At 55.6% G+C, this 14,725-nt stretch carries 15 protein-coding genes; 7 read left to right on the top strand and 8 right to left on the bottom strand.

Annotated features, from left to right (window positions below; translation table 11 throughout):
* Nucleotides 1-463 precede the first annotated feature (463 nt).
* The 5 genes from B2W96_RS00250 to B2W96_RS00230 all read left to right on the top strand — a co-directional run bounded on the left by B2W96_RS00250 (nt 464) and on the right by B2W96_RS00230 (nt 5,098).
* Complete coding sequence (locus B2W96_RS00250) at nt 464-928, top strand: HD domain-containing protein (protein ID WP_293007361.1); 465 nt, start codon at nt 464-466, stop codon at nt 926-928.
* Between the two features lies 1 nt (nt 929).
* A complete protein-coding gene (locus B2W96_RS00245) occupies nt 930-1,958 on the top strand; it encodes an Ldh family oxidoreductase (protein ID WP_293007359.1) in 1,029 nt (342 codons plus the stop codon).
* Between the two features lie 69 nt (nt 1,959-2,027).
* Nucleotides 2,028-3,050, top strand: a complete 1,023-nt coding sequence (locus B2W96_RS00240) for a tripartite tricarboxylate transporter substrate binding protein (protein ID WP_293007357.1) — start codon at nt 2,028-2,030, stop codon at nt 3,048-3,050.
* 84 nt (nt 3,051-3,134) lie between these two features.
* The gene (locus B2W96_RS00235) at nt 3,135-3,569 is read left to right on the top strand and encodes a tripartite tricarboxylate transporter TctB family protein (protein ID WP_293007355.1); all 435 of its coding nucleotides are present in this window, start codon (nt 3,135-3,137) and stop codon (nt 3,567-3,569) included.
* Nucleotides 3,570-3,601: 32 nt separating this feature from the next.
* Nucleotides 3,602-5,098: a tripartite tricarboxylate transporter permease gene (locus tag B2W96_RS00230; protein ID WP_293007353.1), complete on the top strand. Its 1,497-nt coding sequence runs from the start codon at nt 3,602-3,604 to the stop codon at nt 5,096-5,098.
* Nucleotides 5,099-5,103: 5 nt separating this feature from the next.
* On the opposite strand, the gene B2W96_RS00225 is transcribed toward B2W96_RS00230, so the two are convergent.
* On the bottom strand, nt 5,104-6,090 hold the full coding sequence (locus B2W96_RS00225; RefSeq protein ID WP_293007351.1) for a LysR family transcriptional regulator: 987 nt from the start codon (nt 6,088-6,090) through the stop codon (nt 5,104-5,106).
* Nucleotides 6,091-6,242: 152 nt separating this feature from the next.
* On the opposite strand from B2W96_RS00225, the gene B2W96_RS00220 reads away from it, so the two are divergent.
* Both B2W96_RS00220 and B2W96_RS00215 read left to right on the top strand, forming a co-directional pair.
* The gene (locus tag B2W96_RS00220; protein ID WP_293007349.1) at nt 6,243-7,244 is read left to right on the top strand and encodes a 4-hydroxy-2-oxovalerate aldolase; all 1,002 of its coding nucleotides are present in this window, start codon (nt 6,243-6,245) and stop codon (nt 7,242-7,244) included.
* Between the two features lie 16 nt (nt 7,245-7,260).
* Complete coding sequence (locus tag B2W96_RS00215; protein WP_293007347.1) at nt 7,261-8,217, top strand: 2-hydroxyacid dehydrogenase; 957 nt, start codon at nt 7,261-7,263, stop codon at nt 8,215-8,217.
* A gap of 142 nt (nt 8,218-8,359) precedes the next feature.
* Here the strand turns inward: B2W96_RS00215 and B2W96_RS00210 are convergent, their stop codons facing one another.
* From B2W96_RS00210 to B2W96_RS00180, 7 genes are read right to left on the bottom strand one after another with little or no spacing between them, the layout of a single operon-like run.
* Nucleotides 8,360-9,943 (bottom strand): sensor histidine kinase, encoded by a 1,584-nt coding sequence (locus B2W96_RS00210; RefSeq protein ID WP_293007345.1) that lies wholly within the window; start codon nt 9,941-9,943, stop codon nt 8,360-8,362.
* A 4-nt stretch (nt 9,944-9,947) separates the two neighbouring features.
* A complete protein-coding gene (locus B2W96_RS00205; RefSeq protein WP_293007343.1) occupies nt 9,948-10,631 on the bottom strand; it encodes a response regulator transcription factor in 684 nt (227 codons plus the stop codon).
* Between the two features lie 3 nt (nt 10,632-10,634).
* Complete coding sequence (gene phoU / locus B2W96_RS00200; protein WP_293007341.1) at nt 10,635-11,297, bottom strand: phosphate signaling complex protein PhoU; 663 nt, start codon at nt 11,295-11,297, stop codon at nt 10,635-10,637.
* Nucleotides 11,297-12,046 carry a phosphate ABC transporter ATP-binding protein PstB gene (pstB, locus tag B2W96_RS00195; RefSeq protein ID WP_349680123.1) on the bottom strand — a complete coding sequence of 250 codons (750 nt, stop codon included), beginning with the start codon at nt 12,044-12,046 and terminating at the stop codon, nt 11,297-11,299. Before pstB ends, phoU begins: the two co-directional genes overlap by 1 nt.
* Nucleotides 12,047-12,051: 5 nt before the next feature.
* Entirely contained in the window at nt 12,052-12,960 is a 909-nt protein-coding gene (gene pstA, locus B2W96_RS00190) for a phosphate ABC transporter permease PstA (protein WP_293007337.1), read from the bottom strand.
* Entirely contained in the window at nt 12,957-13,790 is an 834-nt protein-coding gene (pstC, locus tag B2W96_RS00185; RefSeq protein ID WP_349680122.1) for a phosphate ABC transporter permease subunit PstC, read from the bottom strand. Before pstC ends, pstA begins: the two co-directional genes overlap by 4 nt.
* A gap of 26 nt (nt 13,791-13,816) precedes the next feature.
* Nucleotides 13,817-14,719, bottom strand: a complete 903-nt coding sequence (locus B2W96_RS00180; RefSeq protein ID WP_293007333.1) for a substrate-binding domain-containing protein — start codon at nt 14,717-14,719, stop codon at nt 13,817-13,819.
* Between the last annotated feature and the right edge of the window lie 6 nt (nt 14,720-14,725).

Raw genomic sequence — 14,725 nt, 5'->3', positions numbered from 1 at the left:
GTTTCTCTGAATCAGCCCGCTGCTTGCAGGCAACCAGGTCTCATGTCCTGAGCTGTAAATAACCCAAGGTGCCCTGCCGTTTTCCCGGCAGGGCACCTTTACATTCATTTCCTAAAATTCGGACATGCGACTTGCCAGGCAGCGTTATCTCCCTTTGCCGACGCAGCGTTCATTTAAATCAGGCACAGTGCATAAAAGTCTGCGTGATTAACAACGTCTATATTGTCAACTTTAAAAAATTTTTTTGTTAGACATTGTAATCCGAAAGTGATAGCATGAAAAATAACCAAAAGAGCGAAAGAATCAGAATTATAATTTGCCGAATTTATAGAGAGCCAGAACCAATTTTGAAAGATAAACGGAGGAGTCTGAAATGGACTGCGATGGGATTAAATCATCATTCCCCCTTTTTTTGGAAATTGCGGATGAAGGGCTACGGGAACAATCACTGGAAGCTATGCGTATGGCCATGGAACAGGGCGGATGGAGTGAGGCCACGATTTCCCTTTGTCCGGTCACGCTGAACTGGAAGGACTGCGATGTCTCCTGGATCGAGCACGTCAACGACGTCACAAGCATGTGTATTATGGAATTTGATGCGCTGCACAAATACCACGAACGGCACGGCGTGCCGTTCAGCCGGGACATTGTGGTGGCGGGAGCACTGCTCCACGATATCGGGAAATTGACGGAATTCTCCATTCAAAATGGAACGGTATCCCACAGTGAGAATTTCAACCTGATGCGCCATCCCCTGTCCGGAGCGCTGATTGCAGGGAGAGCCGGTCTTCCTGACCACATTATCCATTTGATTGCCACCCACTCCTTTGAGGGAGATAAATCTTACCAGACGGCGGAATCAGAGTTTGTCCGTGCCATCGACATATTTGTGTTTCAATGCTCGGTCAAGGGACTGGAGAAGCTCTGAGATGGATAGGATCGCAGAACTTCCCATAGCAGAGGTAAAGGAAAAATCCTTGGCAATCCTTATGGGCGTGGGCGTTCCCGGTGCTGACGCCGCAAAGACGGTGGACGCACTGCTGGACGCAGAGCTGTGCGGCGTGGAATCCCACGGGCTGATGCGGCTGAACGCCTATGTGGAGCGGCTAAACGCAGGAACGATTGCTCCGGCGCCTGAGATTCAGATTACAGTCCGGGACGCCGTCGCCCAAATAGACGGCGGAAACGGATTGGGACAGGTCGTCATGACCAAAGCGGTGGATACCTGTGGGGCGCTGGCCAAAAGCTTCGGCGTAGGAATCGCCTCCGTCTGTCGCTCCAATCACTTCGGCACCGCGGCCTACTATGCCAGAAGTCTGGCCCGGCAAGGCTGCGTCGGGTTTGTGGCCTCTGCGGCCGGTCCCACCATGGCCCCCTTTGGGGGGATGGACCTGCTTCTTGGGACAAACCCCTTCGCGGTCGCCTTTCCGGGGCGAGAGATGACTTTCTGCGCCGACATGGCGACCAGCGCGGCAGCCAAGGGGAAGATTCGGATTTACGCCCAAAAAGGCGAGGAGATTCCTCTGGGCTGGGCGTTAGACGAGGATGGGCACGATACCACTGATCCTCAGTCGGCAATCCGCGGAATTCTTTTGCCCATGGCGGGACATAAGGGCTATGCGCTGGCGATGGTGGTGGACATGCTGTGCGCTCTGCTGTCCGGCGCGGCTCTGTCGGGAGAGAGCAGCTCTATGTTTCGCTCCGATTGTCCTTCCGGCACCGGGCATTTTGCCGCTGCCCTCGACATTGCCCACTTCCTTGGGCCGGATGAATTTGCCGACCGGGCGCAGGAATGGTTTGACGCCCTGCGCAGCAGCCGGAAGCGTCCCGGCGTTCCGCGCATTTACATTCCCGGCGAGCCTGAGGCACAGCGGCTTGCAGCATCTGGGGAAACCATTTGCATTCTGCGGCAAACCATGGAAATTCTAGAGCAAAACTATCAAAAATATGGCGCCTGAACAAATTGATTATATTGCAGGGGCTTCCCTTGCTTATAAAAAAGTAGAAAAAGAAGAGGAGACAAACGCATGAAAAAGATCATTGCCTTGGCCGCAGCGGCGGCAATTTGCCTTGCGCTGCTCACAGGCTGCGGCAGCAAATCGGACGCCTCAGGAACTTCCGGCTCCGCGAGTGGAAGCAGCGCTCCCAGCGAATGGACGCCGGATCGAAGCATCACTATGCTGGTACCCTGGAGTGCCGGAGGCGGCTCGGATCTGGCTGTCCGGACTCTGGCTCCCTATCTGGAAAAGGACTTGGGCGTCAGCATCACCGTGGTAAACTCCACCGGCGCCAACGGCTGGATTGCTTGGAACGATCTGCTGAAGGCCGACCCCGATGGATATACCATCGCGCAGATGAACATTCCAACCGTTTACTCCGGCTATTTGGATCCCCAGCAGAACCGTGACGAAAATCTGGACAGCTTTGCGCTGGTGGCAAATGAGATCAGCGACTGGGGCTGCCTCGTGGTAAAGGCGGGAGACACCCGTTTTACCGACACGAAAAGCTTTATTGAATATGGTATGAGCAATGAGCTGCTGGCCGGCGACAACGGCGTGGGCACCAACAAGCATCTGCTGGCGGAAAGCCTGATGAGTCAGATCGACGGGTTACAGTTGACCGAAGTCCATCAGTCCGGCTGGAGCGATACCTATGCGGCCCTGCTGGGCGGCCACATCGATGTGGGCTGGGGCTCCATCGGTGAGACGATGCAAGCCTATCAGGACGGCGAGGTGGATATCCTGTGCGTATTTGCCACGGAGCGCTCCTCCCTGCTGCCAGACGTGCCAACCTTTAATGAAGAAATGCCCGAATACAACGTGACCTCTCCCTCCGACCGCGGCTTTGCCCTGCCTGCCGGTGTGGATCAGGCTGTTTATGACCGCTGGATACAGGCAATGGACAACTGCATCAATAACCCCGAGTTTATTGCAAGAATGGCCGTTCTGGGTCAGGCCGTGAACTATCTGGGCGGCGACGATTACACTGCCTACGCCAAGGAGCAGGAAGCACAAATGGCCACGTTCTCCGAAATCTTGGGCTGGTCTTAATAGATTACCTTTTAAAACGGCCCCGCCGCATGAAACAAAACGGTTTATACGGCGGGGCCTTTTGTTCTGAAAAGGAGATAAGGCATGAAGTTGAAAACTATACACCCCGACGTTTGGATCGGAGGGGTGCTGATCGTCCTATCTGTGATTTTTTATGTCATGGCCGGGCAATTCAGCAACCCGGATGCAGCCATGTGGCCCAAAGCGATTTTAATTGGAATTATTATTCTCTCCGCCATGGTAACGGTTCACGGGCTGAAGCTGACTCAGCCGAGGACAAATCAAAGCCAGATTCTTCCCCGGGGGCTTGCAGGGCCCCTTTTCGCCCTTCTGGCTATTGTTCTGTACGCAGTTTTGATGAACTTCACCGGGTATTTCGTCTCCACCGCGATTTTTCTTCCCCTTGGCATGTTCTTTCTGGGACAGCGCAACTGGAAGGCAATTTTGGGCGTGACCGTGGGGTTGGAGCTGTTTGTTTACGTCCTGTTCGTTGTCCAATTGCAGCTTCGTATGCCGTGATATGCGAAAGTAAAAAGATGAGGTGAATTCGCTTGATTCAAGAGATCATATCCAATTTTTGCTCCATTCAGGTCTGGATTGGCTTGGCTGTGGGCGTCATCGGCGGCATGGTGGTCGGCGCCATGCCGGGTTTGAGCGGCGGCATGGCCATCGCCCTTCTTCTGCCTGTCTCCTATTCCATGGAGCCGGTGGCGGCACTGGTGATGTTGATGGCGATTTATACATCGGCCATGACCGGCGGCTCCATCTCCGCGATTCTGCTTCACACCCCCGGTACCCCGGCCAACGCCGCCACCGCCATAGAGGGATATCCCCTGACAAAACAGGGGCGCGGTCTGGAGGCGGTGGGCATGTCCATGCTCTCCTCCGGCATCGGCGGACTGTCCAGCGCCATTGCGCTGCTGGTCATTGCGCCCCCGCTGGCCATGGTGAGCCTGAAGTTCAGCGAGCCGGAAAGCTTTCTGATTTCCATTTTTGGCCTGACTGTAATTGGAAGCCTTGCCGGGAACTCCATTCTCAAGGGACTTTTGATGGGGTTAGTGGGTCTGTTTCTTGCCACGATTGGAATGGATGCGGTTACCGGTACCCTGCGCTATACCTTTGGCTCGGATCGCCTGATGAATGGAATTCAGATGGTGCCGGCTCTGATCGGTTTGTTTACCATTGCCCAAGTGATGAGCAACTGCGAGGATTATCGAAACGCCAATAAGTCTATTCTTGAACAAAGCAATGTCACTCTGGGCAAAAAGATGCTGCCCACGCTGAAAGAGCTCCCGCACTATGCGTGGACGTGGATCGTGTCCTCCGTCATTGGCATTGTGGTGGGAATCCTGCCCGGCGCGGGCGGCAACATCGGTTCCTGGATTTCTTATGACCAAGCAAAGAAGCACTCCAAGCATAAGGAGGAGTTTGGAAACGGGTCCATGGAGGGGCTGGCCGCCTGCGAAAGCGGGAACAACGCCGTAACCGGCGGTTCCATGATTCCTCTGATGACGCTGTCCATCCCGGGCAGTCCAAACGCGGCCATCATCCTTGGCGGTCTTTTAATTCAAGGCCTTGTGCCGGGCGCACGGCTGTTTACCACGCAGGCTCCCACAACCTACTCCATCCTCATTGGGTTTGCCCTGTCCAACATTCTCATGGTATTTGTGGGATTGGCAATCGCCCGGTATGTAGTCAATGTGACAAAAATTCCAAACTCCATCCTGATGCCCGTGGTGGTGTCTCTGGCGCTGATCGGGGCTTACGCCATTAACGCCTCCATGTTTGATGTGTTTATCACCATCTTCTTCGGGCTTCTTGGTTATCTTATGAACAAGTTCGACCTGTCTTCCGCCGCGCTCATCCTTGGCCTGATCCTGGGCGGAACTGCGGAAAGAGGCCTGACGCTGTCTCTGGTGATGGCCAAGGGAAACGTACTGGGCTACTACTTGGGCCGTCCCATCTGCCTTGTGCTGATGGCATTGATTGTGTTGTCCATTGCGGGTCCGCTGGTTTCCCTTATCCGCGGGAAAGGGAAAAGCGGGTAAGGGCATCAGGACTGGCTGCAATCTCTTCCTCCGATGCCGCCGTGGAGAATGGTGTGAGAATACGTTTTAAGTACCATGCAGGCAACCTGAATAAAGTCCATCGCGTATTGAGGCAGGGGAAAATCCTTCCGGTAAACCAGATATAGAATGTTTTCCGGAATATCGTTAATGACCGGGAACACGTGAAATGCCTGCCCCAGCTCATTGATTTCACGCATGTGCTGATAGAAAATAACCGGGGAAGCCAGACCCACTCCGGCACCGCTTTTGGCCATCTCGTAGATCAGTTCCTGCTGGTCACTCTCAAAGGCATAACGGGGGCTGAACTCGTGGGCGAAGAATTGCTCCAGACCTTTGCGCAGACGATTGTTCCGGCGAAGTGTAATAAAGGGGATATCTACAATCCGCGTTAAATCAATGCCCATCCGGAATTCATTTAAAAATTCCTGCCACTGATCAGGGCGGTATTTCTCCAAAAGCGTTTGGGCCATGCAGCACTGCATTTTTTCCCGGGCCAGTTGAATGCGGCACTGGTTTGGGCTGGAGGGAATATCGACACCCATATACAGGTCAATTTTCCCTGTTTGAAGCAGCTCGTCCAGCTTTGCACTGTTGCCGTCCACCAGCTCGATGGAAATATTAGGGTGTGAAGGATGGTAATAGTTCCAGATGGGCGGGAAAAAAACATCCCCCCTCAGCCGGGAAATTCCAACTGTCAATGCACCGCGGCAATTTTTATCCAAGTCGGAAAAGGCCGCGCGCAGCTTGGCCTCTGAGGCCAATATCTGTCTGCCGTAAAAAACCATCTGCTGTCCTGCCAGCGTCAAATGGAGCGTGGGGCGGCGCGCAAACAACTGGGCATGATACTCGTCCTCCAGACGTTTGATGTGGCTGCTCAACGCCTGCTGGCTGATAAAAAGCCGCTCCGCCGCACGGGTGAAGTTCATTTCCTCGGCGGTCACTAAAAAATATTCAATACTTCTGAGATTCATGCACGGCCATCCTCCTGACACAATCTTTTTCTTGTCTATTTTGTTAAAATCTTATAGAAAACATTGTTCAAGAAGAATCATATCACAAAATTGCAAGGGAGAAAAGAGGCCGAAGGAAAACGTATATACAAATTAGAGCGGGAGGCTCAAACATGAGTGTAATTTTAATGGACTGTACCCTGCGCGACGGGGCAAACGTCGTGGGAAAAGGGTTTTCTGCCGAGTTGACCGACATGATGCTGGATGGCCTGACTGCCTGTGGGGTGCCCATCATTGAGCTGGGCAACGCCGGTGGAATCGGCGCCTATGAGGTGGCGGGCTTTACCGACGCGGAGACGGATCAAACCTATCTGGAGATCGCTAAAAAATATTTAAATCGAGGCTCTCAACTGGGGATGTTCCTGAACGCCAAACGTTATCAGGAAAAAAGTGTGGCACTGGCTAAGGAAAACGGCCTGTCTTTTCTCCGGGTGGGTGCGGACGCCGGAGACGCCGATGTGGCGCTCCAGCCGATTCAGGGAATCAAAAAATATGGCATGAAGGCCTTTTATTCCCTGATGAAAGCGTATCTGCTCACTCCCCACGAGTTGGCCGAGGAGGGAAAAAAGCTGGAAGCTGCCGGTCTGGACGAAATCACCATTATGGATTCCGCCGGGACCATGCTGCCAAGTCAGGCGGCAGCGTATACCAGAGAACTGGTTAATGCGGTATCCATTCCCGTGGCGTTCCACGGGCACAATAATCTGGGGCTGTCTGCGGCAAATGCCATCGCCGCCTATGAAAACGGGGCCTCCATTTTAGACTGCGGACTGATGGGCATGGCGCGCAGCGCTGGCAATTTGGCAACCGAACTATGTGTGGCAATTATGCAGCGCCTTGGGCAGATGCAGGAAATCGACTTGTATGAAATGCTGGACTTCATCGACCAGCGTCTGCAACCCGCCATGGAGACTCATCATTATCATAATCCCGTCTCTCCACTGGACTTGACACTGGGGCTGACAGGCTGTCATTCCAGCTTTGTAAAAAAATTCAAGGCTGTGGCAGCAGAAAAGCGGGTGAACCTATACCGGTTAATTACAGAGGTATCCGCCATTGATCAGAAGGCCCCTGCCGATGCCGTCATCGCTCGAATTGCAGACAGCTTGCAGTAAGTCAGAGAGGAGTATCATGATAAAAGTAGTTTTAGCGGGAAATTATCCGAATCAAACCTTTGAGAAGCTACGGGCCTTGCTTCCGGAAGACGCATTTGATTTAAGCATGGTGGACAACCAACGGGATTATGACGCCATGACTGACGCAGAGATTATGATTCTGCGAATTTTCAAGGCCCCTGAAGAAGTAATCCAGAGAAATACCAGATTGAAAATGATTCTGCGTTGGGGCACCGGATTTGACTCCGTAGACATCAAGGCGGCAGGCAGGCGTGGGATTTTGGTTGCAAACACGCCCGGAGCAAACGCAAACGCCGTATCCGAGCTGGCTGTCCTTTTGATGCTGGCCGTGGGGCGCAAGCTGCTGTGCCATACCGAAAGCCTGAAAAACGGCGTGTGGAGCAAAAACACCTTTTTAAACAGCTCTTTTTGTCTGAGCAACAAACGGGTTGGAATTATCGGCGGAGGCAACATTGGTCGGCAGGTTTCGGACAAGGTTCAGTCCTTTGGCGCAAGCGTTCAGTATTATGATGTGTTTCGCCTGCCTAATGCCACGGAACAGGCGCACAACATGACTTTTGTTCCTCTGGAAACGCTTCTTGAAACCTCTGACATTATTTCGTTGCACATTCCACTTCTGGAATCCACCCGCCACATAATCGGGGCAGAAGAGCTTCAGCGAATGAAGCATGGCGCCATCGTTATCAACACCGCCCGTGGGGGATTGATTGATGACCATGCGCTGGCCGAGGCCGTGCGATCCGGAAAGCTTGCCGGGGCGGGTCTGGATGTGGTGGAAGATGAACCGCTCCCCAGAGATCATGTGCTATTAAAAGACCCGAATATTATCGTCACGCCCCATGTGGCCGGTGGGACCGCCGATATCGGCGATATCATCCTTCCCATGCTGGTAAAGGACATTCTAAGCTTTGCAGCCGGCACAGAGCCGGCCCATGTGGTTAATCTGCCGTAAGCTGCTGATGCGCCGCAGTACAGGCCCTCAAACAGGACCATGCGCCCTAGGGCCTATTGCCCCGGGGCGCATTTGCGGCAAAGCTCAAAATAAAGCCAGCTTTATTGGCGGACAGCTTTGGCTGTCCGCTCTTTTTTATCCCTCAAGGTTTTTTAAATATGCAGGTAAAGGAGGTTCCCTTACCCTCCTCGCTCTCCACCTCCACATAGCCCCCGTGAAGCTCAGCCACATGCTTGACAATGGAAAGACCCAGCCCCGTTCCGCCAGTCTTTTTGGAGCGGGACTTATCCACCCGATAAAAGCGCTCGAAAATCCGCCCCAGATGCTCCTTGGAAATTCCGATGCCTGTGTCCCGGACGCAGATGCGCGCTGCCTGCGCATCCTCGGTCAGCTCCACGGTCACGCTGCCGCCCTCGCGGTTATATTTGATGGCGTTATCCACCAGATTGTACAAAAGCTCGTCTGTCATGCGGAGATTGGCGGTGACGGACATATGGGGGGCCCCCAGCAGCTTCACCTCAACGTTTCGCTCCGCGGCTTTTTCCTCCAGACTGTCGATCACCGCCGCCGCCGCGGAGTAAAGGTTAAAGCGGGTAAATTCTCGTGGAGCATCCTCCTCGTCAAACTCAGACAGGCGGATGATATCCTCAATCATGTCGATCAGGCGCCGCGCCTGTTTCTGAATCTTCCCGGCAAAGGGCCGCACGTCTGCGTCCTTCGCCGTGCCGTCCGCGATCAGCTCGGACAGGGCGGCGATGGCAGTGAGGGGCGTTTTCAGCTCGTGCGACACGTTGGCGGAAAACTCCTTGCGTTGGCGCTCCGAGGCATACCGCTCGGTCACGTCGATAAACAACACCACCGCGCCGTCAAGGGCCTCCCCATCCAAAACGGGATTGAAAAACACGCTATAAAACCTGCCGCCCAGCCGCAGGGAGGTTTCCCCCTTTTCTCCCGCCAGGCAGGCGCTTGCCCGCTCCAGAAAGGCCGGATCCCGGCAAAGCTCGATTAGGTGTTTGCGATCCGCATCCCGTGCGCCGAGAATGCGCAGGGCGCTGTCGTTTGCCAGCAGCACCCGGCCCTCCCCGTTCAGCAGCAGCAACCCTTCCCTCATGTTTCCGGTGATGGCCGTGATGGTGGCGGCGCGGCTTTCAATTTCCGCAAGCTGAAGCGACAGCTCCTGCTTCTGGGTCTCGATTTTTTCCAGAAGGGGCAAAAGCTCGTCATAGCCGGAAAGGTCCGGCGCGTCCAGATCAAGGTTATTGATGGGGGCCACCAGCCGTCTGGTCAGTCTTCTTGCCACCACAAAGGAAAGACACGCGGCCAGAATCAGACACAGCAGGACGACCGGGATAAACCGAAAGAGCAGCACCGCCAGACTGTCGGTGGTCAAGGCCAGACGCAGGATATTTCCGCCCTCCAGCCGCATGGCGTAGTAATAGGTTTTTTCGTCCAGCGTGTCCGAAAGTCGCTCATCCTCTCCCCTGCCCGTCAGAAGTGCCTCGGCCACCTCAGGGCGGCTCAAGTGGGATTCCATGGTTTTCGGGTCGGCCATGTTGTCAAACAGCACAGTCCCGCTTGGGTCAATGACGGAGACGCGAAGGGTTTGCAGGCCCTCCTTAATCTGGGCACCGAACTGACCGGTGAGAATCGTCCCCCATAAGGCGGCAAACACCACCACCGTCAGGATGATCAGCAGGCCCATATAGCGGAATATCCGTTTGTTCATGTCCTCACTCCCCGAGCTTATATCCCACATTGCGCACCGTCTTGATGTGCTCTCCCGCAGGACCCAGCTTTTGCCGCAGGGATTTGACGTGCACGTCCACCGTGCGGCTCTCTCCCTTATAATCATAGCCCCAAACCGCATCCATCAGCCTGTCGCGGCTTAAAACCAGCCCCGCGTTTAAAAGGAGGTAGTGCAGCAGCTCAAATTCCAAAAAGGTCAGAGCCACGCCCTCTCCATCAGCCGTAACGGTATGCCGCTCGTTATCCAGCGCAAGATTTTCGTAGGTCAGCAGGCCCTTTTCCCTTACGACGGACGTAGCTCTGCGCAAAACCGCGTGAATCCGGGCAATCAGCTCGGTGACGCCAAAGGGTTTTGCAATATAGTCGTCCGCACCGAAATTAAGGCCCCGCACCTTGTCCGCCTCGCCGCTTTTCGCCGTGAGCATGATGACAGGTATACGCTCGTATCGGGGGTGGTCACGCAGCTTTTTCAAAATGGAAAGTCCGTCCTCCCCGGGAAGCATAATATCCAGCAGAATCATGTCGGGAAGAAAGGCGGCGGCCAAAAGCGCCTCCCAAAAGCTGTCCCCGTCCTCAAAGCCGGTGCAGGCAAAGCCCGCGTTTTCCAGCGCGTAGGCCGTCAGCTCGCGGATATCCTCATCATCCTCCACAAGAAAGACCGTCTGCATGGTTCAACCTTCCGATCCCGCGGCGTCCTCGTGCTTTCCCGTGATGGAAAACACCACCCATTCCGCGATATTTGTGGCATGGTCGCCGATGCGCTCCAGATATTTCGCAATCATCAGCAGGTCAATGGCCTGACTGCCGTTGGAACTGTCAGCGCTCATCAGCTTAATCAAGTCGCTCTTCACCGCATCGAACAGCCGGTCCACCACGTCGTCATCGGCAATCACTTTGTTTGCAAGCTCCAAATCCTTTTTCACAAAGGCGTCGATGCTCTCGGTGACCATTTTGGCGGTGGCTGCCGCCATCTGGGGAATGTGCTCAGGCGTTTTGACGTGGGGAGCCTGGGTAAGGAAAATGGAGATTTCGGCGATGTCCGCTGCCTGATCGCCGATACGCTCCATATCCGTAATCATTTTGAGCGCCGCCGAAATCAGCCGCAGATCCTTCGCCACCGGCTGCTGCTGAAGCAGCAGCTTGAGGCACATGGCCTCAATGTCCTTTTCCTGCTGGTCAATCTCCGTATCGGCCGCAATCGCCTTTTTCGCAAGGACCGTGTCCTGTTTCCTCAGCGCCTCGATGGAGGCGGCAATGGCGGTTTCCACCTGCATGCCCATCTCAATAAGCATCGTGTTGAGGGTTTCCAACTGCCGGTCAAATCTGCTGCGCATTATCCAAACCTCCCCGTAATGTAGTCTTCGCACCTCTGATCTTTGGGCATGGAGAACACCTGCTCGGTTTCGCCGTATTCAATCAGCTCGCCCAGCAGAAAAAAGGCCGTCTTGTCGGAGATGCGGGTGGCCTGCTGCATATTGTGGGTGACAATCACCACGGTATATTTCTTTTTCAGGTCCGCCATCAGCTCCTCGATTTTCGAGGTGGAGATAGGGTCCAGCGCGGAGGTGGGCTCGTCCATCAGCAGCACCTCCGGCTCCACCGCCAGCGCCCGGGCAATGCACAGCCGCTGCTGCTGCCCGCCAGAGAGGGACAGGGCACTTTTTTTCAGCCGGTCCTTCGTCTCCTCCCAGATGGCCGCGTCCCGCAGGGCCTTTTCCACAATGCCGTCCAGCTTCAGCCGGGAGGTTACGCCGTGGGTCCGGGGCCCGAAAGCAATGTTGTCATAAATACTCATGGGAAAGGGGTTGGGCTTTTGAAACACCATGCCCACCCGCCGGCGCAGACGGTTCACGTCCTGCGCCGCATTGATATCCTCGCCGTCAAGCAGCAGCTTTCCTGTGATATGGCAGCCCTCTACCAGATCGTTCATGCGGTTGAGACACTTGAGTAGCGTGGATTTTCCGCAGCCGGAGGGGCCGATAAAAGCCGTGATCTCCTTCTCCTCAATGTCCATGCTGACGCCGTGGAGCGCTTTAAAATCATTATACCACAACTGCACATCTTCCAGTTGAAATTTTAACATGTTTCTCATCCCTTTGCGATTCTTTTTGCCAGCGCGGCCGACAGTGCGTTGATCCCCACTACCAGCACCAGCAGAACCACCGCCGTGGCATAGGCCTGCCCGGTATACAGTCCCTCGCTGGAAAGGGCGTACATATGGATTGCCAGCGTCCGCCCGGAGGCCAGCAGACTGGTGGGAATCTGGGCAACGGTTCCCGCTGTGTAGATCAGCGCGGCGGTTTCGCCCACGATGCGCCCCATGGCAAGAATAATCCCTGCAAAAATTCCCGGCGCGGCGGCAGGCAGCACGATTCTGAACACCGTGCGCAGCCGCCCGGCCCCAAGGCCGAACGAGCCCTCCCGGAATGTGTCCGGGACGGCCTTCAGGCTCTCCTCCGCCGTGCGCATAATCAGGGGCAGAATCATGATAGAGAGGGTTAATGTGCCTGCCAGCAGAGAATACCCCCAGCCGAGCCATGACACGAAAAACAACGAGCCGAACAGGCCGTATACGATGGAGGGAATGCCCGAAAGCGTCTCCGCCGTCACCCGCACCAGCCGCACCAGTCGGCTGCCCCGCTTTGCGTATTCCACCAGATAAATTGCCGTGAACAGTCCCAGCGGCGCGGCGATCAGCAGGGAGAGAATCACCATAAACACCGTTGTGACCAGCGCGGGCAGCAGGGAGACGTTTTCCGTATTATACTCCAGCGCAAACAGGGACGGCCGGATATACGGAATCCCGTTGACCAGAATGTGCCCGATGAGAAACAGCAGCGCGCCAAAGGTAAAAATGGCCGCCAGCCATGGAAAAAAGCGCAAAACAGCGTCCTCAATCCTACGGGGAAGCCTGCGGAAAAAGGCCGCTATGCGGCGCGCGGCCCGGCGAAGCGCAGAGCCGACCTTGAAATAGAAGTTAATCAGAGAATATTTCATTTCTCACCCCTCCTCCGCAGCGCTGAGAACGACAGGTTGATCAGCAGTATGAAGACAAACAGAACGACGCCGGTGGCAATCAGCGCTTCCCTGTGCAGTCCCTCGGCATAGCCCATTTCAATCACGATGTTGGCGGTCAGGGTGCGGATGCCTTTCAAAATGCCCGCAGGCATCCGGGCCTGATTGCCCGCCACCATGATAACCGCCATGGTCTCGCCGATGGCACGGCCGATGCCCAGCACCACCCCCGCAAGCACGCCGGACTTTGCGGCGGGCAGCATCACGCGAAATACCGCGCGCCGGTGGTTTGCCCCCAGAGCCACGGCCCCGTCGTACAGCTCCTCCGGCACAGCGCGGATGGCGCTCTCCGTGATGCCGATGACGGTGGGCAGAATCATCAGTCCCAGCAGCACGGAGGCAGCCAGAATGCTGCTGCCGTTCCCGCCGAACAGCTCTCGCACCAGCGGGACAATGGTCACCAGTCCAAAAAAGCCGTAAATCACCGACGGGATTCCCGCCAGCAGATCCACTGCGGGCTTTAAAACCTTGTATAGGGGTCTGGGGCAGATTCTGGCCATGAACACGGCGGTGAAAATGCCAACCGGCACGCCGATGGCAACAGCCCCCGCCGTTACGTAAATGCTTCCCAAAATCATGGGGAGAATGCCGAAGACGGGGGGAGTGTCGCCAGGCGACCACTCCCTCCCCAGTATAAACTCCGGCAGGCCGATTTTTCCAATGGCCGGTATTCCGTTGGCGAACAGGAACAGGCAGATCAGCGCCACGGCCAGAATGCTGGTCAGGGCCGACACCATGAATACTGCCCGCATGAGGCTTTCCCTCAAACGCTGCCCTTTCATTTTACGTTATCCCAAGAGGTGGTTTCTCCGGTGAAGATGCTCTGCACCTGCGCGCTGGTCATTCCGTCGATGGGATTCTCAGGGCTTACAATCACGGCGATGCCATCCAGCGCGATGGAAATTCCGGTAAGCTTCTCTGCTTCTGCGGGCTTCAGCTCACGGCTGGCCATGCCGATGTCGCACACGCCCTCCATGGCGGCGGTCATTCCGGCGGTGGAGTCGGTCATCTGAATCTCAATCTCCGCGCCCGAATTGATGGCGAGATAGGCTTCCTTCAGCTTTTCCATCACCGGTGTGACGGAAGAGGAACCGGCCACGCTGATCTTGCCGGAGGGCTTTGTGCCGGCATAGGCGGGCGCATTTGCATCGATGGCGATATAGCTGCCGGAAACGACCTGCTGACCCTCTGCGGAGAGGATGAAGTCAATAAAGTCCTTGGCAAGCCCGGTGGCTTCCCCGTTGGTGGCAATGTTGAAAGGCCGTGCGATGGAATAGGTGCCGTTTTTCACGTTTTCGGCGCTGGCTTGTGCGCCGTCGATGGTCAGGGCCTTCACCGTGTCGTTCAGGGACCCCAGAGAAACGTAGCCGATGGCGGCAGGATCACCCGCAACATTGCCCAGCATCACGTCGGTCTTGTTGGCAATGATGGCTTCCTTCGTGGTCATGTCCTTTTTGGTGCCGTCCTCGCCCTTCACCTCGATGCCGAAGAGCTCAATGAACGCGCCTCTCGTGCCGCTGCCGTCCTCACGGGAAACCACGGTGATTTCGCCAAGGGACTCTTTCGCGTTGTCCGTGGCGGGCGTGCTACCGCCGCTGGTGCTGGGGGTCTGTCCGCCGCAGCCCGCAAGGCTGACCGCCGCGAGGGCCGCCGCAAGAAACATGGTAATCGTCTTTTTCATCTGTCT

The organism is Oscillibacter sp. UBA6647 (assembly GCA_002455655.1).
Taxonomy (GTDB): Bacteria; Bacillota; Clostridia; order Oscillospirales; family Oscillospiraceae; genus Oscillibacter.
The sequence above is the reverse complement of the archived record's forward strand: the minus strand, read 5'-3'. Positions and strand labels throughout refer to the sequence as shown.

What these genes read in the sequence shown, in the direction of transcription:
- B2W96_RS00250 (WP_293007361.1), top strand. Translation starts at nt 464, where the DNA reads ATGGCCATGGAACAGGGCGGATGGAGTGAGGCCACGATTTCCCTTTGT.
- B2W96_RS00245 (WP_293007359.1), top strand. Translation starts at nt 930, where the DNA reads ATGGATAGGATCGCAGAACTTCCCATAGCAGAGGTAAAGGAAAAATCC.
- B2W96_RS00240 (WP_293007357.1), top strand. Translation starts at nt 2,028, where the DNA reads ATGAAAAAGATCATTGCCTTGGCCGCAGCGGCGGCAATTTGCCTTGCG.
- B2W96_RS00235 (WP_293007355.1), top strand. Translation starts at nt 3,135, where the DNA reads ATGAAGTTGAAAACTATACACCCCGACGTTTGGATCGGAGGGGTGCTG.
- B2W96_RS00225 (WP_293007351.1), bottom strand. Translation starts at nt 6,090, where the DNA reads ATGAATCTCAGAAGTATTGAATATTTTTTAGTGACCGCCGAGGAAATG.
- B2W96_RS00220 (WP_293007349.1), top strand. Translation starts at nt 6,243, where the DNA reads ATGAGTGTAATTTTAATGGACTGTACCCTGCGCGACGGGGCAAACGTC.
- B2W96_RS00215 (WP_293007347.1), top strand. Translation starts at nt 7,261, where the DNA reads ATGATAAAAGTAGTTTTAGCGGGAAATTATCCGAATCAAACCTTTGAG.
- B2W96_RS00210 (WP_293007345.1), bottom strand. Translation starts at nt 9,943, where the DNA reads ATGAACAAACGGATATTCCGCTATATGGGCCTGCTGATCATCCTGACG.
- B2W96_RS00205 (WP_293007343.1), bottom strand. Translation starts at nt 10,631, where the DNA reads ATGCAGACGGTCTTTCTTGTGGAGGATGATGAGGATATCCGCGAGCTG.
- phoU (WP_293007341.1), bottom strand. Translation starts at nt 11,297, where the DNA reads ATGCGCAGCAGATTTGACCGGCAGTTGGAAACCCTCAACACGATGCTT.
- pstB (WP_349680123.1), bottom strand. Translation starts at nt 12,046, where the DNA reads ATGTTAAAATTTCAACTGGAAGATGTGCAGTTGTGGTATAATGATTTT.
- pstA (WP_293007337.1), bottom strand. Translation starts at nt 12,960, where the DNA reads ATGAAATATTCTCTGATTAACTTCTATTTCAAGGTCGGCTCTGCGCTT.
- pstC (WP_349680122.1), bottom strand. Translation starts at nt 13,790, where the DNA reads ATGCGGGCAGTATTCATGGTGTCGGCCCTGACCAGCATTCTGGCCGTG.
- B2W96_RS00180 (WP_293007333.1), bottom strand. Translation starts at nt 14,719, where the DNA reads ATGAAAAAGACGATTACCATGTTTCTTGCGGCGGCCCTCGCGGCGGTC.